The sequence below is a fragment of the Lentzea sp. HUAS12 genome (assembly GCF_024125735.1).
GTDB classification, from domain to species: domain Bacteria; phylum Actinomycetota; class Actinomycetes; order Mycobacteriales; family Pseudonocardiaceae; genus Lentzea; species Lentzea albida.
Map to the genome: position 1 here is coordinate 2153482 of NZ_CP099738.1, position 15320 is coordinate 2168801.

The following is a 15320-nucleotide window of genomic DNA, read 5'->3' on the forward strand; positions in this document are numbered from 1 at the left end:
AGGCCCGCGCTACCTCCCCAGCGTCACAACGCGTGCCCGGTCGTCGCGTCCACGTGCGCCGGGACCTCGTCGTGCCGATCACCCACGGTCAGCGTCCCCGTGGGCTCGAACAGCAGCAGCTTCGCGCCGTGCGGCGCCGACGGCTTGTGGAACATCCCGCGCGGCACGGTGAACACATCGCCCTTGCCGAGGACCACCGTGCGGTCCGGATCCCGCAGCGCGATGTGCAGCTCACCGTCCAGCACGAGGAAGAACTCGTCGGTGTCGTCGTGCACGTGCCACACGTACTCACCCTCCACCTTCGACACGCGCACGTCGTAGTCGTTGACGTGGGTGACGATCCGAGGGCTCCACAGGGCGTCGAACGAGGCCAGGGCGTCGTCCAGGGCGATGGGGTTCATGCCGAAAAGCCTGGCGGGTGACACCACCCCGGCGTGAGTGCTAGGAATCGCACATGCCGCAAGAATCCTCGCACCGCGTGGTCGTCATCGTCGACGAGAACTCCAACCCGTTCGAACTCGGCTGCGCCACCGAGATCTTCGGCCTGCACCGCCCCGAACTCGGCGGCCACCTCTACGACTTCCGCCTCTGCGCCCCCGAACCCGCCACACCCATGCGCGACGGCTTCTTCACCCTCACCGGAGTCACCGGCCTGCACGCCACCGAACACGCCGACACCCTCATCGTCCCCAACCGCCCCGACGTCGAGACACCCCGCCGCCCCGAAGTCCTCGACGCCATCCGCGCGGCCCACCGACGCGGAGCACGACTCGTCGGGTTCTGCAGCGGCGCCTTCACCCTCGCCGAGGCAGGAATCCTCGACGGCCGCCGCGCCACCGCCCACTGGCAATGGGCCGACGAGTTCCGCACCTGCTTCCCCCAGGTGCTCCTCGAACCCGACGTCCTGTTCGTCGACGACGGCGACATCCTCACCTCCGCCGGAAGCGCCGCCGCCCTCGACCTCGGCCTGCACCTCGTCCGCCGCGACCACGGCGCCGAGATCGCCGCCTCCGTCAGCCGCCGCCTCGTCTTCGCCGCCCACCGCGACGGCGGCCAGCGCCAGTTCGTCGAACGCCCCGTACCCGACCTGCGCGACGAGTCACTCGCCCCCGTCCTCGCCTGGGCACAACACCACCTCGACACACCCCTCACCGTCGCAGACCTCGCCACCCGCGCCGCCGTGAGCCCCGCGACCCTGCACCGCCGCTTCCAGCACCAACTCGGCACCACACCCCTCGCATGGCTCACCGGCGAACGCGTCACCCTCGCCTGCCGGCTCATCGAACTGGGGGAGAGGCGCTTCGACGTCGTCGCCCGCCGCACCGGCCTCGGCACCGCCGCCAACCTCCGCGCGCTGATGCGCCGCCAGACCGGCCTCACCCCGTCCGACTACCGCCGCCGCTTCAGCCCAGCGCCCGCAGGATGATCCGCTCCACCACCCGCGTCTTCGCATCCGCGTAGTCCTGCACCCGCGCCCACGTCCGCCCCGCCAGCTCCCGCTTCGTCCGCTCGTACTCCAGCCGATCCGCGTCGTGGGTCCGCAGCCGGTCGCGGAACGCCAGCATCCGGTCCACCTCCTCGCACCTGGGGGAGAACACGTGCAGGTTCACGTTCGGCGACACACCCTTGAGCAACCGGTGCTCGTACCAGCCGTGCTCCCGCAACCGCAGGTAATAACCCGCCTCCACCAATGCCGGCACATAAGCGTCCTCATCGTTCGAGTCCGGCACCACCAGCAAGATGTCGATCAGCGGCTTGGCGGCCAGCCCCGGCACCGACGTCGACCCCACGTGCTCCAGCCGCACGATCCCCGACCCCAGCGCACCCCGGATCTTCGCCTCCTCCACCGCGTACCAATCGGGCCACGCCGGGTCGTACTCCGCCAGCGCCACCGGCGCGTTGTGCGGCGGGTCCTCCGTCACGAACTCCACGTCGTCCGACGGCAACCGCCACGCCGAATACGCCCGCTCCAGGATCTCCAGCACCACAGCGTTCTTCGCCACCGCGTAGTCCTGCACACGATCCCACGGCCGCGCCGCCAGCTCCCGCTTCGCCGACGCGTACAACTCCCGGTCCTCAGCGTTGGAACGCAACCAGTCCCGAAAAATCACATGCCTGCGCACCTGCGCACACCCACGCGGGAACACGTGCAGGTTCACATTGGTGTCCGGACCCTTGAGAACCCGGTGCTCGTGCCACTCGTCCTCCCGCACCACCACCCGGTACCCCGCCGCCTCCAACGCCGGCACGTACGACCCCTCGACCAGCGGCTCGTCCACCACCAGCAGCAGATCCACCACCGGCTTCGCACACAACCCCGGCACCGACGTCGACCCCACGTGCTCCAGCACCGCACCCGGCAACGCGGCCACGACCCGCGCCCGTTCCCTCTCGTACAGACCCGGCCACGCGTCGTCGTACTCGGCGAGCTCGATGTTCACAGCAGACCCCCTCGTAGGCAGTCGGCCAGAATATCAACTCCCGAACAGGTCACCCGCGCTCTCGACCCGCTCCAGCACCTCGTCCGCCGTGAACACCAGGTCCTCCACGACCTCGCACTCCTCGACCTCGTCCCACGTCACCGGCGTCGACACCGCCGGCCGCTCCCGAGCCCGCAACGAATACGGAGCCACCGTCGTCTTCGCCGTGTTGTTCTGCGACCAGTCGATGAACACCTTCCCGCTGCGCTGCGCCTTCGCCATCGTCGACACGATCAACCCCGGCTGCTCCCGCGCCAACCGCTGCGCCACCACCTTCGCGTACTCCGACGTGTCCTTCGCCGGCGCGTACGCGTACACCTGCATCCCCTTGTTCCCCGACGTCTTCGCCCAGCAGTCCACCCCGTCGTCGTCCAGCACCACCCGGATCAACTGCGCCACCCGCGCACACTCCACCACCGTCGCCGGCGCCCCCGGATCCAGGTCGAACACCAGCAGATCCGGATCCCGCTTGCCCCCACGCGGCCCCACCGTCCACTGCGGCACGTGCAACTCCAACGCCGCCAAGTTCGCAAGCCACACCAACGTCGCCAACTCGTCCACCATCACGTAGTTGACCGTCTCGTTGCCCTTCGTGCTGCCCGGCGACTCCAGCCGCATCGTCCGCACCCACTCCGGACGGTGCTCCGGCGCGTTCTTCTCGAAGAACCACTTCCCGTCGACACCGTTCGGAAAGCGCTTCAGCGTCACCGGACGATCCTTGAGATGGGGGAGCAGCACCGGAGCGATCCGCGTGTAGTAGTCGATCACCTCACCCTTGGTGAACCCGAACCCCGGATACAACACCTTCTCCAGGTTCGTCAGCTTCACCGTCCGGCCCTCGACCCGCACCGCCACTTCTTTCGGGGTGTCACTGCTCAACCCGGCGCACCTCCTCAGGCGACTTGTCCGGCCGCAAACCACGCCACGCCGGAAACCGCATCCGCCCGTCCGGCGTCCACTGCCGGAACACCACCTCGGCCACCAACTCCGGCTCGACCCACTTCGCGCCCTTCGACCGCTCCCGCGGCATCTCCGTCACGAACGGCGACCGCGCCCGCGCCAACGCCTCCAACCGCGGCGTCAGCACCGCCAGCTCCGCGTCGTTGAACCCCGTGCCCACCGACCCCGCGAACGCCAGCCCGCCGTCCTGCGGAATACCCAGCAACAACGCGCCGATCACCCCCGCACGCTTGCCTTCACCCATCCGCCAGCCCCCGATCACCACCTCCTGCGCCATCAGATCGGTGATCTTGCGCCACACCGGCGACCGCACCCCCGGCTGATACGGCGAATCCAGCCGCTTCGCGACCACACCCTCCAACCCCTGCTCCCGGCTCGCCGACAACACCGCCGCCCCGTCCTCGTCGTACGACGGGGGAGTCAGCCAGCTCGGCCCCTTCAGCTCGAGCTCCCGCAGCAGCTCACGACGCTGCCGGAAAGGCAGCCCCATCGTCGACGTGCCATCCAGGTGCAACAGGTCGAACAACAACAACGTGACCGGATACTGACGCGCAGCCCTGCGCGCCGCCTCCGACTTCGTCACGTGCATCCGGTTCTGCAACGCGCTGAAACTCGGCCGCCCGTTCTGCAGCGCCACGATCTCCCCGTCAAGCAGAGCCTCCGTCGACCCCAGCTGCTCACCGACACCCTGCAACTCCGGATACGCCACCGTGATGTCGTTGCCCAGACGCGACCACGCCTGCACCCGGCCACCCTCCACCCGCAGGACCGCCCGCACACCGTCCCACTTGAACTCATAAGCCCACAGATCATCATCGTCCTGGGGGAGAGGACCCGGCACCGCCAGCATCGGCTTCACCAGCTCCGGCAACGCCTCCCAGTCCGGACGCGCCGGCGCATGCCGCCGCTTCACCATCCAGTTCTTCCCGTCCCGCCCCGACCGGAAGAACACGAACTGACCCCGCGCACGCTGCCCGTGCAACACCACGTCGACCTCGCGGTCCGACCACTTCACCGTCTCGTACCGGCCGCGGTCCCAGATGAACATCTCACCGCCGCCGTACTCACCCTTCGGGATCTCACCGGAGAACTCCGCGTACTCCAGCGGATGGTCCTCCGTGTGCACCGCGAGCCTCACGACATCAGTCGTCGGCGGCAACCCCTTCGGCACCGCCCACGACACCAGCACACCACCACGCTCCAACCGCACATCCCAATGCAGGCTGCTCGCGTGATGCTCCTGGATCACGAACGTGTCGTCATCGCCCCGCGGGAGATCCTCAGAACTCGGCACGGGCTCCGGCGTCCTCGCCGGATCCCGCCTGCGCCGGTACTCGTCGAGCCCGGCCATCTACGCCGACGAGGCCTTCTTCTTCGGCGCCGCCTTCTTCTCCGCGCCCTTCCGACCGGCCTTCGCCTTCTCCACACTGCGCTCCAGCGCCGTCATCAGATCGATGACGTCACCTTTGTCCTCGGCCTCCGGCTGCTCGGGCAACTCCGCACCCTCCGCCTTCGCCGCGATCACCTTTTCCAGCGCGTCCCGGTAGTCGTCGGTGAACGTGTCCGGATCGAAGTCACCCGCCATCGACTCCACCAACGACGTCGCCATCTTCAACTCCTGCGGACGCACCTCCACGTCCTGGTCCAGGAAGTCGAACTCCGCCTTCCGGATCTCATCCGGCCACAACATCGTGTGCATCACCAGCACGTCATCCCGCGCCCGGATCGTCGCCAGCGTCTCCTTCTGCCGGATCGTGATCTTCACGACCGCCAGCTGACCCGTCTTCACCAGCGCATCCCGCAACAACACGTACGGACGCGCCGCCGCCTTGTCCGGCTCCAGGTAATACGTCTTCTGGAAGTAGATCGGATCGATCTCCTCCGCCGGCACGAACTCCAGGACGTCGATCGACTTGTCGGTCTTCACCGGCAACTTCTCGAAGTCCTCGTTCTCCATGATCACCATCCGGCCGTCGTCCAACTCGTAGCCCTTGGTGATGTCGCCGTACTCCACCTCTTCACCGCACACCGAACACACGCGCTTGTACTTGATGCGCCCGCCATCCGCCCGGTGCACCTGGTTGAAACGGAAGTCGTGCTCCTCGACAGCCGTGTAGAGGCGCACGGCGATCGTCACCAACCCGAAGGAGATGGCCCCACGCCACACGGATCTCATTCTCATTGGGTACCCCTGAAATGCGGTTTTCGCACTCTCAGGTCACCCGAGTGGCCTAACGATCCGGCAACTGAGCGACCCCCGGCAATCGTCCTGCCACCGAGCGTCCCGCACCACAGTCGAGCACCGCTAGATGTCCTTGAGCGCCCGATACGTCCTGTTGCTCGCCACCGCCGCCCGCCGCTCCCGCGCCGTCGCCTCGATGTAGTTCTGACTCGTCGCCAGACTCGCGTGCCCCAGCAACGCCATGATCTCGCTCGCCGACGCACCGTCCTCCGCCAGCCGCGTCGCGAACGTGTGCCGCAACGCGTGCAGGTTCGCCCCCGTCGGCACCCGGTCGTGCAACCCCGCCCACCGGAAACACGACTTCACCAGGTACTCCAGCCCACCCCGCCCGATCGGCTCACCGTGCCGATCCCGCAACAACGCGCTGTCCCGGTCGAACCGGCCCTGCGGGAACCGCTGCCGGCAGCTCTTCAGGTACGCCTGCACGATCCGCTCCATCGGCGGCTCGATCGGCACGCTCCGGTCCCGGTTGCCCTTGCCCTTCACGTGCAACCGGCTGTCACCCTCACGCCCGACGATGCTCGACAACGTCAGCGTCCGCATCTCCGCACTCCGCAGACCCGCGACCAGCCCCAGCGCGATCACCAGCACGTCCCGCTCCGGCCACGGGTCACGCCCCTTGCGCGCACCTTCCGCCGCCGCCGTGAGCAGCTGCTCCGGCGTGTCCTCACCGCGCAGCGGCTTCGGGACCAGGGGAGGAGTCTTCGGCCGGGCGACCGCGCCCATCGGGTTACCGGCGATCAGGTCCTCGGCCACGCAGAACGTCAGGAACTGGTTCCAGGTGGACCAGGCCCGCAGCACCGAGCTCTTCGCGTGGGTGTCCGCGAACAACCCGAAAGCCTGACGGAGATTCGCCCCGGTGAGGTGCCCGATCGTGAGGTCCTCGACGGGGGAGGAGAGGGTCTCGGCCAGGAGTGTGTTCACGCCGGCGAGATCTCGCTGGTAGGCGGCCGTGGTGTGCGGCGAGTCCTTGCGAGTCCGGCGGGCGAGGAAGAAGGCGTCCTGGGCGGCGAGCACGTGCATATGGATCTTGTACCGCACAGCACCGACAATTCTGTGTTCCGTGCTGGATAATGGCGATTATGCATGAAATGTCCGTTTCGTCGGATTGCTGACGGCCGGACGAAGCTGCTGGACCAGGTGGCGTCACTTGTCGGGGATCGTGAGCGTAATGGCGCCCCGCCACGTACGTCCTCACTGACGACACGTCGATGTCGACCGCGCTCCGGCATCGCCGTGGATCTGATGTTGTGGGCGTCTGCAAGCGGGCCGGCCTGCCCGCCGGGTGCGGCTTGCAGACGCGCCAACACGGCGTTTTCGGCCCCTTCTGAAGCGATCTTCGCAGGTCGCCGTTTCGCCGATAATCTACATTATGTCAAGTAACGTGGATCCCGGCCCGCTGACAGGACTCTCCCGGCGCCCCTCGACCACCCCGCGGCCGTTGCGTGACAGCCGTCGGCCGTGCCGCGTCGCGCGGCGGTTCGTCCAGACGGATTCTCCTGGCGTTCGCCGACGGCGGGCTCGTGGCCGGCCGCGGTCCGGCGCCCCTGTTCGCCGCTGTCCCTCTCCGTCTTTCGTCACCGTGGCGTTAGAGGCCGGTGTGGCCGCGCTGTCATGCTCTGCGGTCATGATCGATGAGTTCGCGAAGGACTACCTGCACGGTGACCTGCGTGAGTTGCGGGAGGTGCTGGTGTGGAAGCTCGACGGTTTGTCCGAGGCCGAGGTGCGACGCCCGCTGGTGGCGTCCGGGACGAACTTGCTGGGGCTGGTGAAGCACCTGACGCTGACGGAGTCCCGGTACTTCGGCGAGGTGTTCGGGCGGCCGTTTCCCGAGCCGATGCCGCGGTGGGACGACTTGGCGGCGCGGGGTTCGGACATGCGGGCGGACGAGTCGGAGTCGCGTGAGGACGTCGTTGCTCGTTATCGGCGCGCGTGGGCGCATTCGGACGCGACGATCTCTTCGCTTGCGGTGGACGCTGCTGGGCATGTGCCGTGGTGGCCGCGTCCGGACGTGATGTTGTTCAACGTCTTGGTGCACGTGGTGACGGAGACGGCGCGGCATGCCGGGCACGCGGACATCCTGCGGGAGCAGTTGGACGGTGCGGTGGGCGAGGGTCGCTGACTCCTCTACTCCCCTGTTTTGGCTGTTCAGGCGCTTGTGGATGATCTTGTCGGGGGTGGTTGCGACACTCGGTGCATGCGATACGCGATCTACGTGCCCGGTTTCGGTCCGTCGTTCGGTGATCCGTCCGTGCTGGTGTCGCTCGCCGTGGAGGCGGAGGCGGCGGGGTGGGACGGGTTCTTCCTGTGGGACCACGTGGTGGTGCCGGGTGAGCCGGTGGTGGCGGACGTGTGGGTGACGTTGGGGGCGGTGGCGGCGCGGACGTCGAGGGTGCGGCTGGGGCCGTTGGTGACGTCGTTGGGGCGGCGGCGTCCGTGGAAGGTGGCGTTGGAGGCGTCGACGTTGCAGCGGTTGTCGGGTGGGCGGCTGGTGCTGGGGGTGGGTGCGGGGGTGCCGCAGGACTTCTCCCCCTTCGGCGAGCGGGTGTCGCGTGCGGAGGCGATGTCGGAGGGGGTGGGTCTGGTGCGGGCGTTGTTGTCGGGTGCGGAGGTGGAGCACCGGGGTTCGGTGTTCGAGGTGTCGGGGGTGCGGTTCGCGCCGGTCGACGTGCCGGTCTGGGTGGGGGGTGCGTGGCCGCGGTCGGTGCCGTTCCGTGCGGCGGAGCACGCGGCGGGGGTGGTGCCGGCGACGTTCGGGCCGGAGGGGCTGGTGGTGCTCTCCCCTGCTGACGCGGCGCGGTTGAAGGCGGATTTCGTGGCGTCGGGTGGGCCTGAGGGCGGTGATGTCGTGCTGTGGGGTGGGCCGGTGTTACCGGTGGAGGTGGCGGAGTACGAGGCCGCGGGTGTGACGTGGATGTTGACCGACGGCGGCGCGCGGGGGTGGGAGGAGTTGCGGTCGTTCGTGGCGGCCGGTCCCCTGCGTTGAGGCGCGTGGGCCTGCGTTCAGGCGCGTAGGCCTCGGAGCAGGGTGTCGACGTAGCGGCGGGCGGCGGTGAGCCGGTCGTCGGTGTCGGTGCTGTGGACGTAGGTGGCGTAGGAGATGCCGCACATGAGGGGGACGAGGTCGGCGTTGTCGATGTCGGGGTGGATGGCTCCGGCCGCGCGGGCGCGGTCGAGGAGTTTGGCGCCGGTGGCGAGGATCTGCTGCTTGAGTTCGGCGGTGCGGGGCAGGACGTCCTGTGCTGAGGCGGCGACCTTGGCGAGTGCGGGGTCGGTGACCTGGCCTTCGACGAGGCGGGTGAGGCAGTCGGCGAAGGCGGTCCAGGGGTCGTCGTGGGTGAGTGCTTGTTCGCCTTGGGCGGCGAGGGTTTCGAGGCAGGGGGTGGCGACGGTTTCGAGGAGTGCTTCGGGGGTCGGGAAGTGGCGGTAGACGGTGCCGACGCCGAGGCCTGCGCGTTTGGCGACGTCGTTGAGTTGCAGCGGGGTGCCTTCGTCGACGAGTTCGCGGGCGACGGTGAGGATGTGCTCCCAGTTGCGGGCGGCGTCCTTTCGCTGCGGCGTCATGGTGTCCAGCCTAATTGGATACGCCATCCGGAATGCGGTGGAGTGGTGCGTGCCTCTCGCTGTGGCGGCGTACGGCTTGGTGGACGCGGGGGTCTCGGGCGGCGCGGTGGGGTGTGACGGGGGTGGTGTCGGGTCCGAGGACGGTGCCGGTGGTGAGGGTGGCGTCGGTGGCGGCGCGGATCGAGGAGCGGGCGGCGAGGGAGGCGGGGCCGGAGGTGGATCGTTCGAAGGTGCGGCGGACGAACGGCCAGGCGAGTCGCAGGGCGGGTGAGACGACTTCGGGGTCGGTGAGGGTGCCGTTGGTCATGTCGGTGGCGGCGGCGCCGGGGTCGGCGGCGAGGACGGGGACGGCGGTCTGCCGGTGGGCGAGGTCGAGGGTGTAGGCGAGGTTCGCGAGCTTGGCGCGTCCGTACCAGTGGAAAGAGTAGTAGGCGCCGGGTGGTTCGACCTGGTCGAAAGTCGTCTTGGCGACGACGACGGCTTTGGAGGTCACGTTGACGACGCGGCCGGTGATGACGGGGAGCAGTGTTTCGGTGAGCAGGTAGGGCGAGAGGTGGTTGACGAGGAAGGAGCCTTCGACGCCGTTGATGTGGGTGTGGTCGGCGAACATGGCGCCGACGTTGTTGACGAGGACGGTGAGTTCTCCTTCGGCTGCGATGCGGGCGCCGAGGGTGCGTACTTCGTCGAGTGAGGAGAGGTCGGCCTGCAGGAAGCGGGCGGTCTCCCCTCCCCTGGTGTTGATGGCGTGGACGGCGTTGGCGCCGCGTTCGGGGTTGCGGCCGACGACGGTGACGGCGTAGCCGGCTTGGGCGAGTGCGAGGGCGGTGTGGAGTCCGATGCCGCCGGTGCCGGCGGTGATGACTGCTGTGGGGGTCATGCCACTCCTCGATCCGGATAGATCATCCGCTTGTTGTGGCCGACGTTAGCACACATTCGGATGACCTATCCGTTTCATGGACCGGTACGGGCGGAGGGTGGTGCGGTCGCGCGGTGGTGGCCGAGCGGTCCAGCGTGACCGCGCACGGTGTCGGCGGACCTGGACACCGGCAGCTTCGGTGAGAAGTCGTTGGACGCGGTGGCACGGTCTCCGGTGACCTGCGCGTGGGCGAAGCGCGCACGGTCACGACTGGTCTGTTGGTGTTGTTCCCCGGCTGGTCGAGCCCGGGGTCCGGTAAACATTCCGGGTGCGCAGGACCTACAGCTACCACGAGGCCGTCAAGATCCTCGGAGGTCGCGACCACCCTGTCGTCGCCGCCATGGACAGGCTCCTGGGTGGCGGGTTCGCTGGGGCTGTGGCACGTGCTGGACCTGTTCGACGCCAAGCCGGACTTCGTGCGGCTGAGCAACGAGCTGCTGACGAAGCTGTCGGCGAAGCGCCGGGGTGTGAGCCGGTACACCCGCACCCAGCAGCTGCACGCCGCGCACGCCGTGCTGGTGATGACCGCGTTCTTCGAGGCCTTCGACGAGCAGCGGGTCAGGATGAGGCTCGACGAGCGGGACCGCCACCTGGTCGACGTCGACTCCGGCCCGTGGGACCTGGGCCTGCCGCTGCCCTCGGTGGGACGTCCGGTGGAGGAGAACCTGCGGGCGCTCGGCGAGGTCTACCGGTCGCTCGGTGACTCGCTGGGCAGGGCGTTGACGTGCCTCGCGGAGTGGGACGAGCTCGACGAGACCGAGCGCGGCCGGGTGCAGCGCGCGGCGGCGGTGGACACCCCGGTGCGGGCGCTCGAGCGGTACCAGGAGCTGCTCGGGCAGCTGGCGGCGGACTACCCCGAGGTCGGGTTCTGGTGCGCCGTCGAGGACGGCCGGTCGACGCGGCGGGCGCTGGGCCGGTTGGAGGAGGTGCTCCGGGAGACCACGACCGATCTGACGCCCGAGGTGCGGCTGGCCGAGCTGGCGGGTGCCTACCGGGGTGCGTTGCGGCGTGCTCTGGTGCCGTCGGCGGACGTGCCGGAGGGGGTGCGCATCCCGAGTCTGGCCGAGGCGTACGTCGATCCGCGGTTCCAGGTGGTGATCGGCCCCGAGCGGGCGGCCGCGCCGTCGCTGCTCGCGTGGTGGGACGACGTGCCGGTCCGTGACGACCTGCACGCCTACCTGGCCGGTTACCTGACCTCGCCGGAGGCCGTGACCGCTCCCCTGCTGGTGCTGGGTGATCCCGGGTCGGGCAAGTCGGTGTTCACGGAGGTGGTGGCGGCGCGGTTGCCCGCGTCGGACTTCGCGGTGGTGCGGGTGGAGCTGCGGTGCGCTCCGGCGGGCTGCACGCTGGAGGAGCAGGTCGAGCACGGGCTGCGCGCGCTGCTGCACGAGCAGGTGAGCTGGGCGGAGTTCTGCCGCACCACCGGCGGCGCGCTGCCGGTGGTGGTGCTGGACGGGTTCGACGAGTTGCTGCAGGCGACCGGGGTGCACCAGACCCGGTACCTGACGGCGATCGCCGAGTTCCAGCGGCGTCTCGAGGACATGGGCAGGCCGGCGGTGTTCGTGGTGACGAGCCGGTTGAGCGCGTGTGCGGGTCTGGCGCTGCCCGACGGCACGCACGTGGTGCGGTTGACGCCGTTCGACGAGGGCCAGGTGCGGGACTGGCTGCGGGTGTGGAACGCGGTCAACCGCCCCCTGCCGGCGGAGACGGTGCTGAGGTACCTGGACCTCGCGTGCCAGCCGCTGCTGCTGGTGATGCTGGCGTTGTACGACGCGCTCGACAGCTCGTTCCAGCGCGATCACCTCGGGCTGAGCCGGGGTCAGCTGTACGGGCGGTTGCTGGCCCGGTTCGCGGAGCGCGAGGTCGCCAAGTCCGGGGCCCGACCGGAGCGGGGCCGATCTCGCGCGGGATGTCGAGTTCGAGCTGGACCGGTTGTCGGTGGTGGCGCTCGCGATGTTCACCCGCGGCGTGCAGTGGGTGGCCGAGCACGACGTGACCGCGGATCTGGTGCAGCTGCTCGACGTCCATTCGCCGCAGCGGCAGCAGGGCACGCGCACTCCCCTGACGGCCGGTGAGACGGTGCTGGGGCGTTTCTTCTTCGTGCAGCGCACGGAGGCGGTCCGGGAGGATCGCACCACGCTGCGGACCTACGAGTTCCTGCACGCGACGTTCGGCGAGTACCTGGTGGCGCGGCTGGTGTGGAACAGGCTGGTGGAGCTGCGCCGCGAGGACGAGGCGCGGTCCCGGCGCAAGGCCGTGGTCGACGACACCGACCTGTACGCGGTGCTGTCGTTCGCGGCGCTGACGTCGAGCAAGCCGGTGCTGGACTTCCTCAGGGGGTTCGCGGAGGGCGCCGACCGCGACGGGCTGTGCGACCTGGTGACGCGGCTGTTCTTCTGGCGCGACGAGTCACGGGCCTCCCGCGGTGCGTACACGCCGGTGCGGTTGACGGACTCCGTGCGGGACGCGAAGTACTCCCTGAACCTGGTGGTGCTGGCGCTGGTGTTGCGCGGGAGGTGCTATTCGGACCAGCTGGGGCTGGGCGTGGACGGCTGGCGTCGGCTCACGCTGTTCTGGAAGTCGCGGCTGCCGTCGAGCGAGTGGGCGGGTGTGGTGCTGTGGTTGTGGGTGGAGCGCGATGCGGCCCGGCACTTCTCGGTGTGCCTGAACAGCCGGGAGCGCGAGACCGGTCCCGAGTGGTTGCTCATGGCGGAGCCGTACGTGACGTTGGACGAGGTCGCGATGACGTTGCGGGACGCGGTGACGCCGCTGGTGTCGCAGCACGGCATCGAGGTCACGGCGGCGCTGGTCGGCCTGATGGCGACCCCGGTCGGCAGGTGCGTCCCGGCGCTGCGCAGGTTGCGGGAGGCCGACAGCGGTCAGGTGGTGTTCCGGCGCGAGCTCTTCGCGAGGCTGGGCACGGGCGGCGACGACGCCTCGTTGCTGGAGCTGTACCCGGTGACGGGGCGCTCCGAGGACGCGGCGCAGGAGCTGGAAGCGCTGCTGCGGCTCCGCGATCTCGGGGTGGACCAAGGCCTGCTCGCGGCGTTCCTCGCCCACAGGGACCTGCGGGGGCTGCGGCCGGATCTGCTCACGCGGGCCAGGCGGGCGGCGGAGGAGCTGGGTCTCGAGTCGAGCTGGTGAGCTCGGCGGCCAGTGCCGCCAGCTCCCCCTCGGTCAGGTCCCTCTCCCCCACCCGCCGCAACAGCTCGCTGCGCGAGCACACCACGACGGCACCGGGCCGCCGTCCCAGCTCCGCGGCCGCCACGATCTCCGGCGAGCCGTTGTGCACGACCAGGATCGGGTCGGGCGTGTCGGTGTAGAGCAGGCGCTCGATGTCCCGTCCGGTGATGGCCATGCTCAGTCTTGTACGGCTCGGGCGTAGCGCGCCGCAAGAGAGCGAACGTGTGCCACGAGCTCGGGTGGTGAGGTGACCTCAAAGTCGAGGCCGAGCATGCCCACCCAGACGGCGAGGGTCTCGACGGAGTCGGAGCCGGTCACGAAGACGCAGGTGGTGTCGTCGACGGCTTCGACGGTGCCGATGGAGGCGTTGATGCGGGCGGCGACGACGTCGGCCGGCGCGTGGACGAGGACGCGGGCCTGCACGCGCCAGGCGGCCTGGCTGGCGCGGGCGGCGACGTAGGTGGTGGCGTCGAAGTCGCGCGGGGTGAAGCGGGGGCCGTGCGGGGGCTGGGGCGGGGTGATGCGGTCGACGCGGAAGCTGCGCCAGTCCTGCTTGTCGGCGTCCCAGGCGACGAGGTACCAGCGGCGGCCCCAGTTGACGAGGCGGTGGGGTTCGACGCGGCGGCGGGTGGGGACGCCGTCGTGGGAGCTGTAGTCGAAGCGGAGGGTGTCGCTGTCGCGGCAGGCGGCGGCGAGGGTCGAGAGGAGTTCGGGGTCCAGGGCCGGTGCCGGCGTGTCGCGCGGCACGGACTCGACCTGTTCGAGGGCGGAGACGCGGTGGCGCAGCCGGGAGGGCAGGACCTGTTCGAGCTTGAGCAGCGCCCGCAGGGAGACCTCTTCGAGGCCGGTGACGGCGTTGGTGCGCAGGGCCGCGGCGACGGCGACGGCCTCGTTGTCGTCGAGGAGCAGGGGCGGGAGTTCGGCGCCGGCGCCGAGGCGGTAGCCGCCGAACGTGCCGGTGGTGGCGTTGACCGGGTAGCCGAGCTCGCGCAGCCGGTCGACGTCGCGGCGGACGGTGCGGGGGCTGATCCGCAGTTCGTCGGCGAGTTCGCTGCCCTGCCAGTCGCGGCGGGACTGCAGCAGGGCGAGCAGGCGCAGCAGCCGGGCCGAGGTCTCCAACATGGACCCACACTTTAGGACAGCTCTTGTCCCCAACGCCCGGTGGTGAGCCGCGGTCAGGTGTACGCGAGCAAGATCCAGGTCATCCGGGGGCATGCCACAGTGGGTCGAAGCGGGTGTCTGGGGACTGGCGGGCGGCGGCGCGCTCGTGGTGGGGGCGCTCGTCGCCTGGTTCGTGCGGGTGCCGCGGGACGTGGTCGCGGTGGTGATGGCGTTCAGTGCCGGGGTGCTGATCGCGGCGGCGTCGTTCGAGCTGGTGGACGAGGCGGAGAGGACCGGCGGGCTGCTCGCGACCGCGGCCGGGTTCCTGGGCGGCGCGGTGGCGTACGTGCTGGCCAACGTCCTGCTCGCCCGGCACGGCGCGCGGCACCGCAAGCGCAGCGCGAATCAGCCGACGGAGTCCGAGCAGTCCGGCAGCGGCACGGCGATCGCGGTCGGCGCGCTGCTCGACGGCGTGCCGGAGTCGGTGGTGCTGGGCGTGTCGTTGCTCGGCGGTGGCGGCGTCGGCGTGGCGATGCTCGCGGCGGTGGTCATCTCGAACGTGCCGGAGGGGCTCTCCAGCGTCGCGGGCATGAAGCAGGCGGGGCGCGGGCCGAGGTACGTGTTCGGGGTGTGGGGTGTGATCGCGGTGGCGAGCGGGGTGTCGGCAGCACTGGGCAACCTGCTGCTCGACGGCGCCTCGCCGCAGCTCGTCGCGGTGATCACGGCGGTGGCGGCGGGGGCGATCCTGGCGATGGTCGCGGACACGATGATCCCCGAGGCGTTCGACCGCGCCCACCTCTACACGGGCCTGTGCACGACGGCGGGGTTCCTGACGGCGTTCGTGGTGGAACGCCTCGGCTAGCAGTGTGCCGCG

Annotated in this window: 15 protein-coding genes and 1 pseudogene; 6 read left to right on the top strand and 10 right to left on the bottom strand. The window is 69.8% G+C overall.

All coding sequences use genetic code 11. The features are described from left to right. Positions 1 to 23 precede the first annotated feature (23 nt). A complete protein-coding gene (locus ND450_RS09250) occupies positions 24 to 401 on the bottom strand; it encodes a cupin domain-containing protein (RefSeq protein ID WP_253325726.1) in 378 nt (125 codons plus the stop codon). Positions 402 to 454: 53 nt separating this feature from the next. Between ND450_RS09250 and ND450_RS09255 the strand changes: the two genes are divergently transcribed. Continuing rightward, a complete protein-coding gene (locus tag ND450_RS09255; RefSeq protein WP_253325727.1) occupies positions 455 to 1426 on the top strand; it encodes a GlxA family transcriptional regulator in 972 nt (323 codons plus the stop codon). On the opposite strand, the gene ND450_RS09260 is transcribed toward ND450_RS09255, so the two are convergent. The 5 genes from ND450_RS09260 to ND450_RS09280 all read right to left on the bottom strand — a co-directional run bounded on the left by ND450_RS09260 (position 1404) and on the right by ND450_RS09280 (position 6723). Further along, the gene (locus tag ND450_RS09260) at positions 1404 to 2441 is read right to left on the bottom strand and encodes a GrpB family protein (RefSeq protein ID WP_253325728.1); all 1038 of its coding nucleotides are present in this window, start codon (positions 2439 to 2441) and stop codon (positions 1404 to 1406) included. The two genes, ND450_RS09255 and ND450_RS09260, sit on opposite strands and share 23 nt — an antisense overlap. A 33-nt stretch (positions 2442 to 2474) precedes the next feature. Next, positions 2475 to 3359 (bottom strand): non-homologous end-joining DNA ligase, encoded by an 885-nt coding sequence (gene ligD, locus ND450_RS09265; RefSeq protein ID WP_253325729.1) that lies wholly within the window; start codon positions 3357 to 3359, stop codon positions 2475 to 2477. Continuing rightward, positions 3349 to 4791, bottom strand: a complete 1443-nt coding sequence (gene ligD / locus ND450_RS09270; protein WP_253325730.1) for a non-homologous end-joining DNA ligase — start codon at positions 4789 to 4791, stop codon at positions 3349 to 3351. The genes ligD (ND450_RS09265) and ligD (ND450_RS09270) overlap by 11 nt, the downstream gene beginning before the upstream one ends. After that, entirely contained in the window at positions 4792 to 5616 is an 825-nt protein-coding gene (locus ND450_RS09275; RefSeq protein WP_089920711.1) for a Ku protein, read from the bottom strand. 129 nt (positions 5617 to 5745) lie between these two features. Continuing rightward, positions 5746 to 6723 carry a tyrosine-type recombinase/integrase gene (locus ND450_RS09280; RefSeq protein ID WP_089920709.1) on the bottom strand — a complete coding sequence of 326 codons (978 nt, stop codon included), beginning with the start codon at positions 6721 to 6723 and terminating at the stop codon, positions 5746 to 5748. A gap of 586 nt (positions 6724 to 7309) precedes the next feature. On the opposite strand from ND450_RS09280, the gene ND450_RS09285 reads away from it, so the two are divergent. Together ND450_RS09285 and ND450_RS09290 are read left to right on the top strand one after the other, a co-directional pair. Beyond that, positions 7310 to 7804 carry a DinB family protein gene (locus ND450_RS09285; protein WP_253325731.1) on the top strand — a complete coding sequence of 165 codons (495 nt, stop codon included), beginning with the start codon at positions 7310 to 7312 and terminating at the stop codon, positions 7802 to 7804. Between the two features lie 75 nt (positions 7805 to 7879). Then, entirely contained in the window at positions 7880 to 8668 is a 789-nt protein-coding gene (locus ND450_RS09290) for an LLM class flavin-dependent oxidoreductase (RefSeq protein ID WP_253325732.1), read from the top strand. Between the two features lie 17 nt (positions 8669 to 8685). On the opposite strand, the gene ND450_RS09295 is transcribed toward ND450_RS09290, so the two are convergent. Further along, entirely contained in the window at positions 8686 to 9246 is a 561-nt protein-coding gene (locus tag ND450_RS09295) for a TetR/AcrR family transcriptional regulator (RefSeq protein ID WP_253325733.1), read from the bottom strand. 10 nt (positions 9247 to 9256) lie between these two features. Next, positions 9257 to 10123 (bottom strand): SDR family NAD(P)-dependent oxidoreductase, encoded by an 867-nt coding sequence (locus tag ND450_RS09300; protein ID WP_253325734.1) that lies wholly within the window; start codon positions 10121 to 10123, stop codon positions 9257 to 9259. A 307-nt stretch (positions 10124 to 10430) separates the two neighbouring features. Here ND450_RS09300 and ND450_RS09305 point away from each other — a divergent pair. Next, positions 10431 to 12237, top strand: a pseudogene (locus ND450_RS09305) (NACHT domain-containing NTPase). Continuing rightward, positions 12155 to 13306, top strand: a complete 1152-nt coding sequence (locus ND450_RS09310) for a hypothetical protein (RefSeq protein WP_253325736.1) — start codon at positions 12155 to 12157, stop codon at positions 13304 to 13306. Before ND450_RS09305 ends, ND450_RS09310 begins: the two are co-directional and overlap by 83 nt. Here the strand turns inward: ND450_RS09310 and ND450_RS09315 are convergent. Both ND450_RS09315 and ND450_RS09320 read right to left on the bottom strand, forming a co-directional pair. Beyond that, a complete protein-coding gene (locus tag ND450_RS09315; protein WP_253325737.1) occupies positions 13254 to 13520 on the bottom strand; it encodes a hypothetical protein in 267 nt (88 codons plus the stop codon). The genes ND450_RS09310 and ND450_RS09315 overlap by 53 nt on opposite strands. 2 nt (positions 13521 to 13522) lie before the next feature. Further along, entirely contained in the window at positions 13523 to 14467 is a 945-nt protein-coding gene (locus ND450_RS09320) for a YafY family protein (RefSeq protein WP_253325738.1), read from the bottom strand. Between the two features lie 91 nt (positions 14468 to 14558). Here ND450_RS09320 and ND450_RS09325 point away from each other — a divergent pair, with 91 nt between their 5' ends. Next, positions 14559 to 15308: a ZIP family metal transporter gene (locus ND450_RS09325; protein ID WP_253325739.1), complete on the top strand. Its 750-nt coding sequence runs from the start codon at positions 14559 to 14561 to the stop codon at positions 15306 to 15308. Positions 15309 to 15320 lie beyond the last annotated feature (12 nt).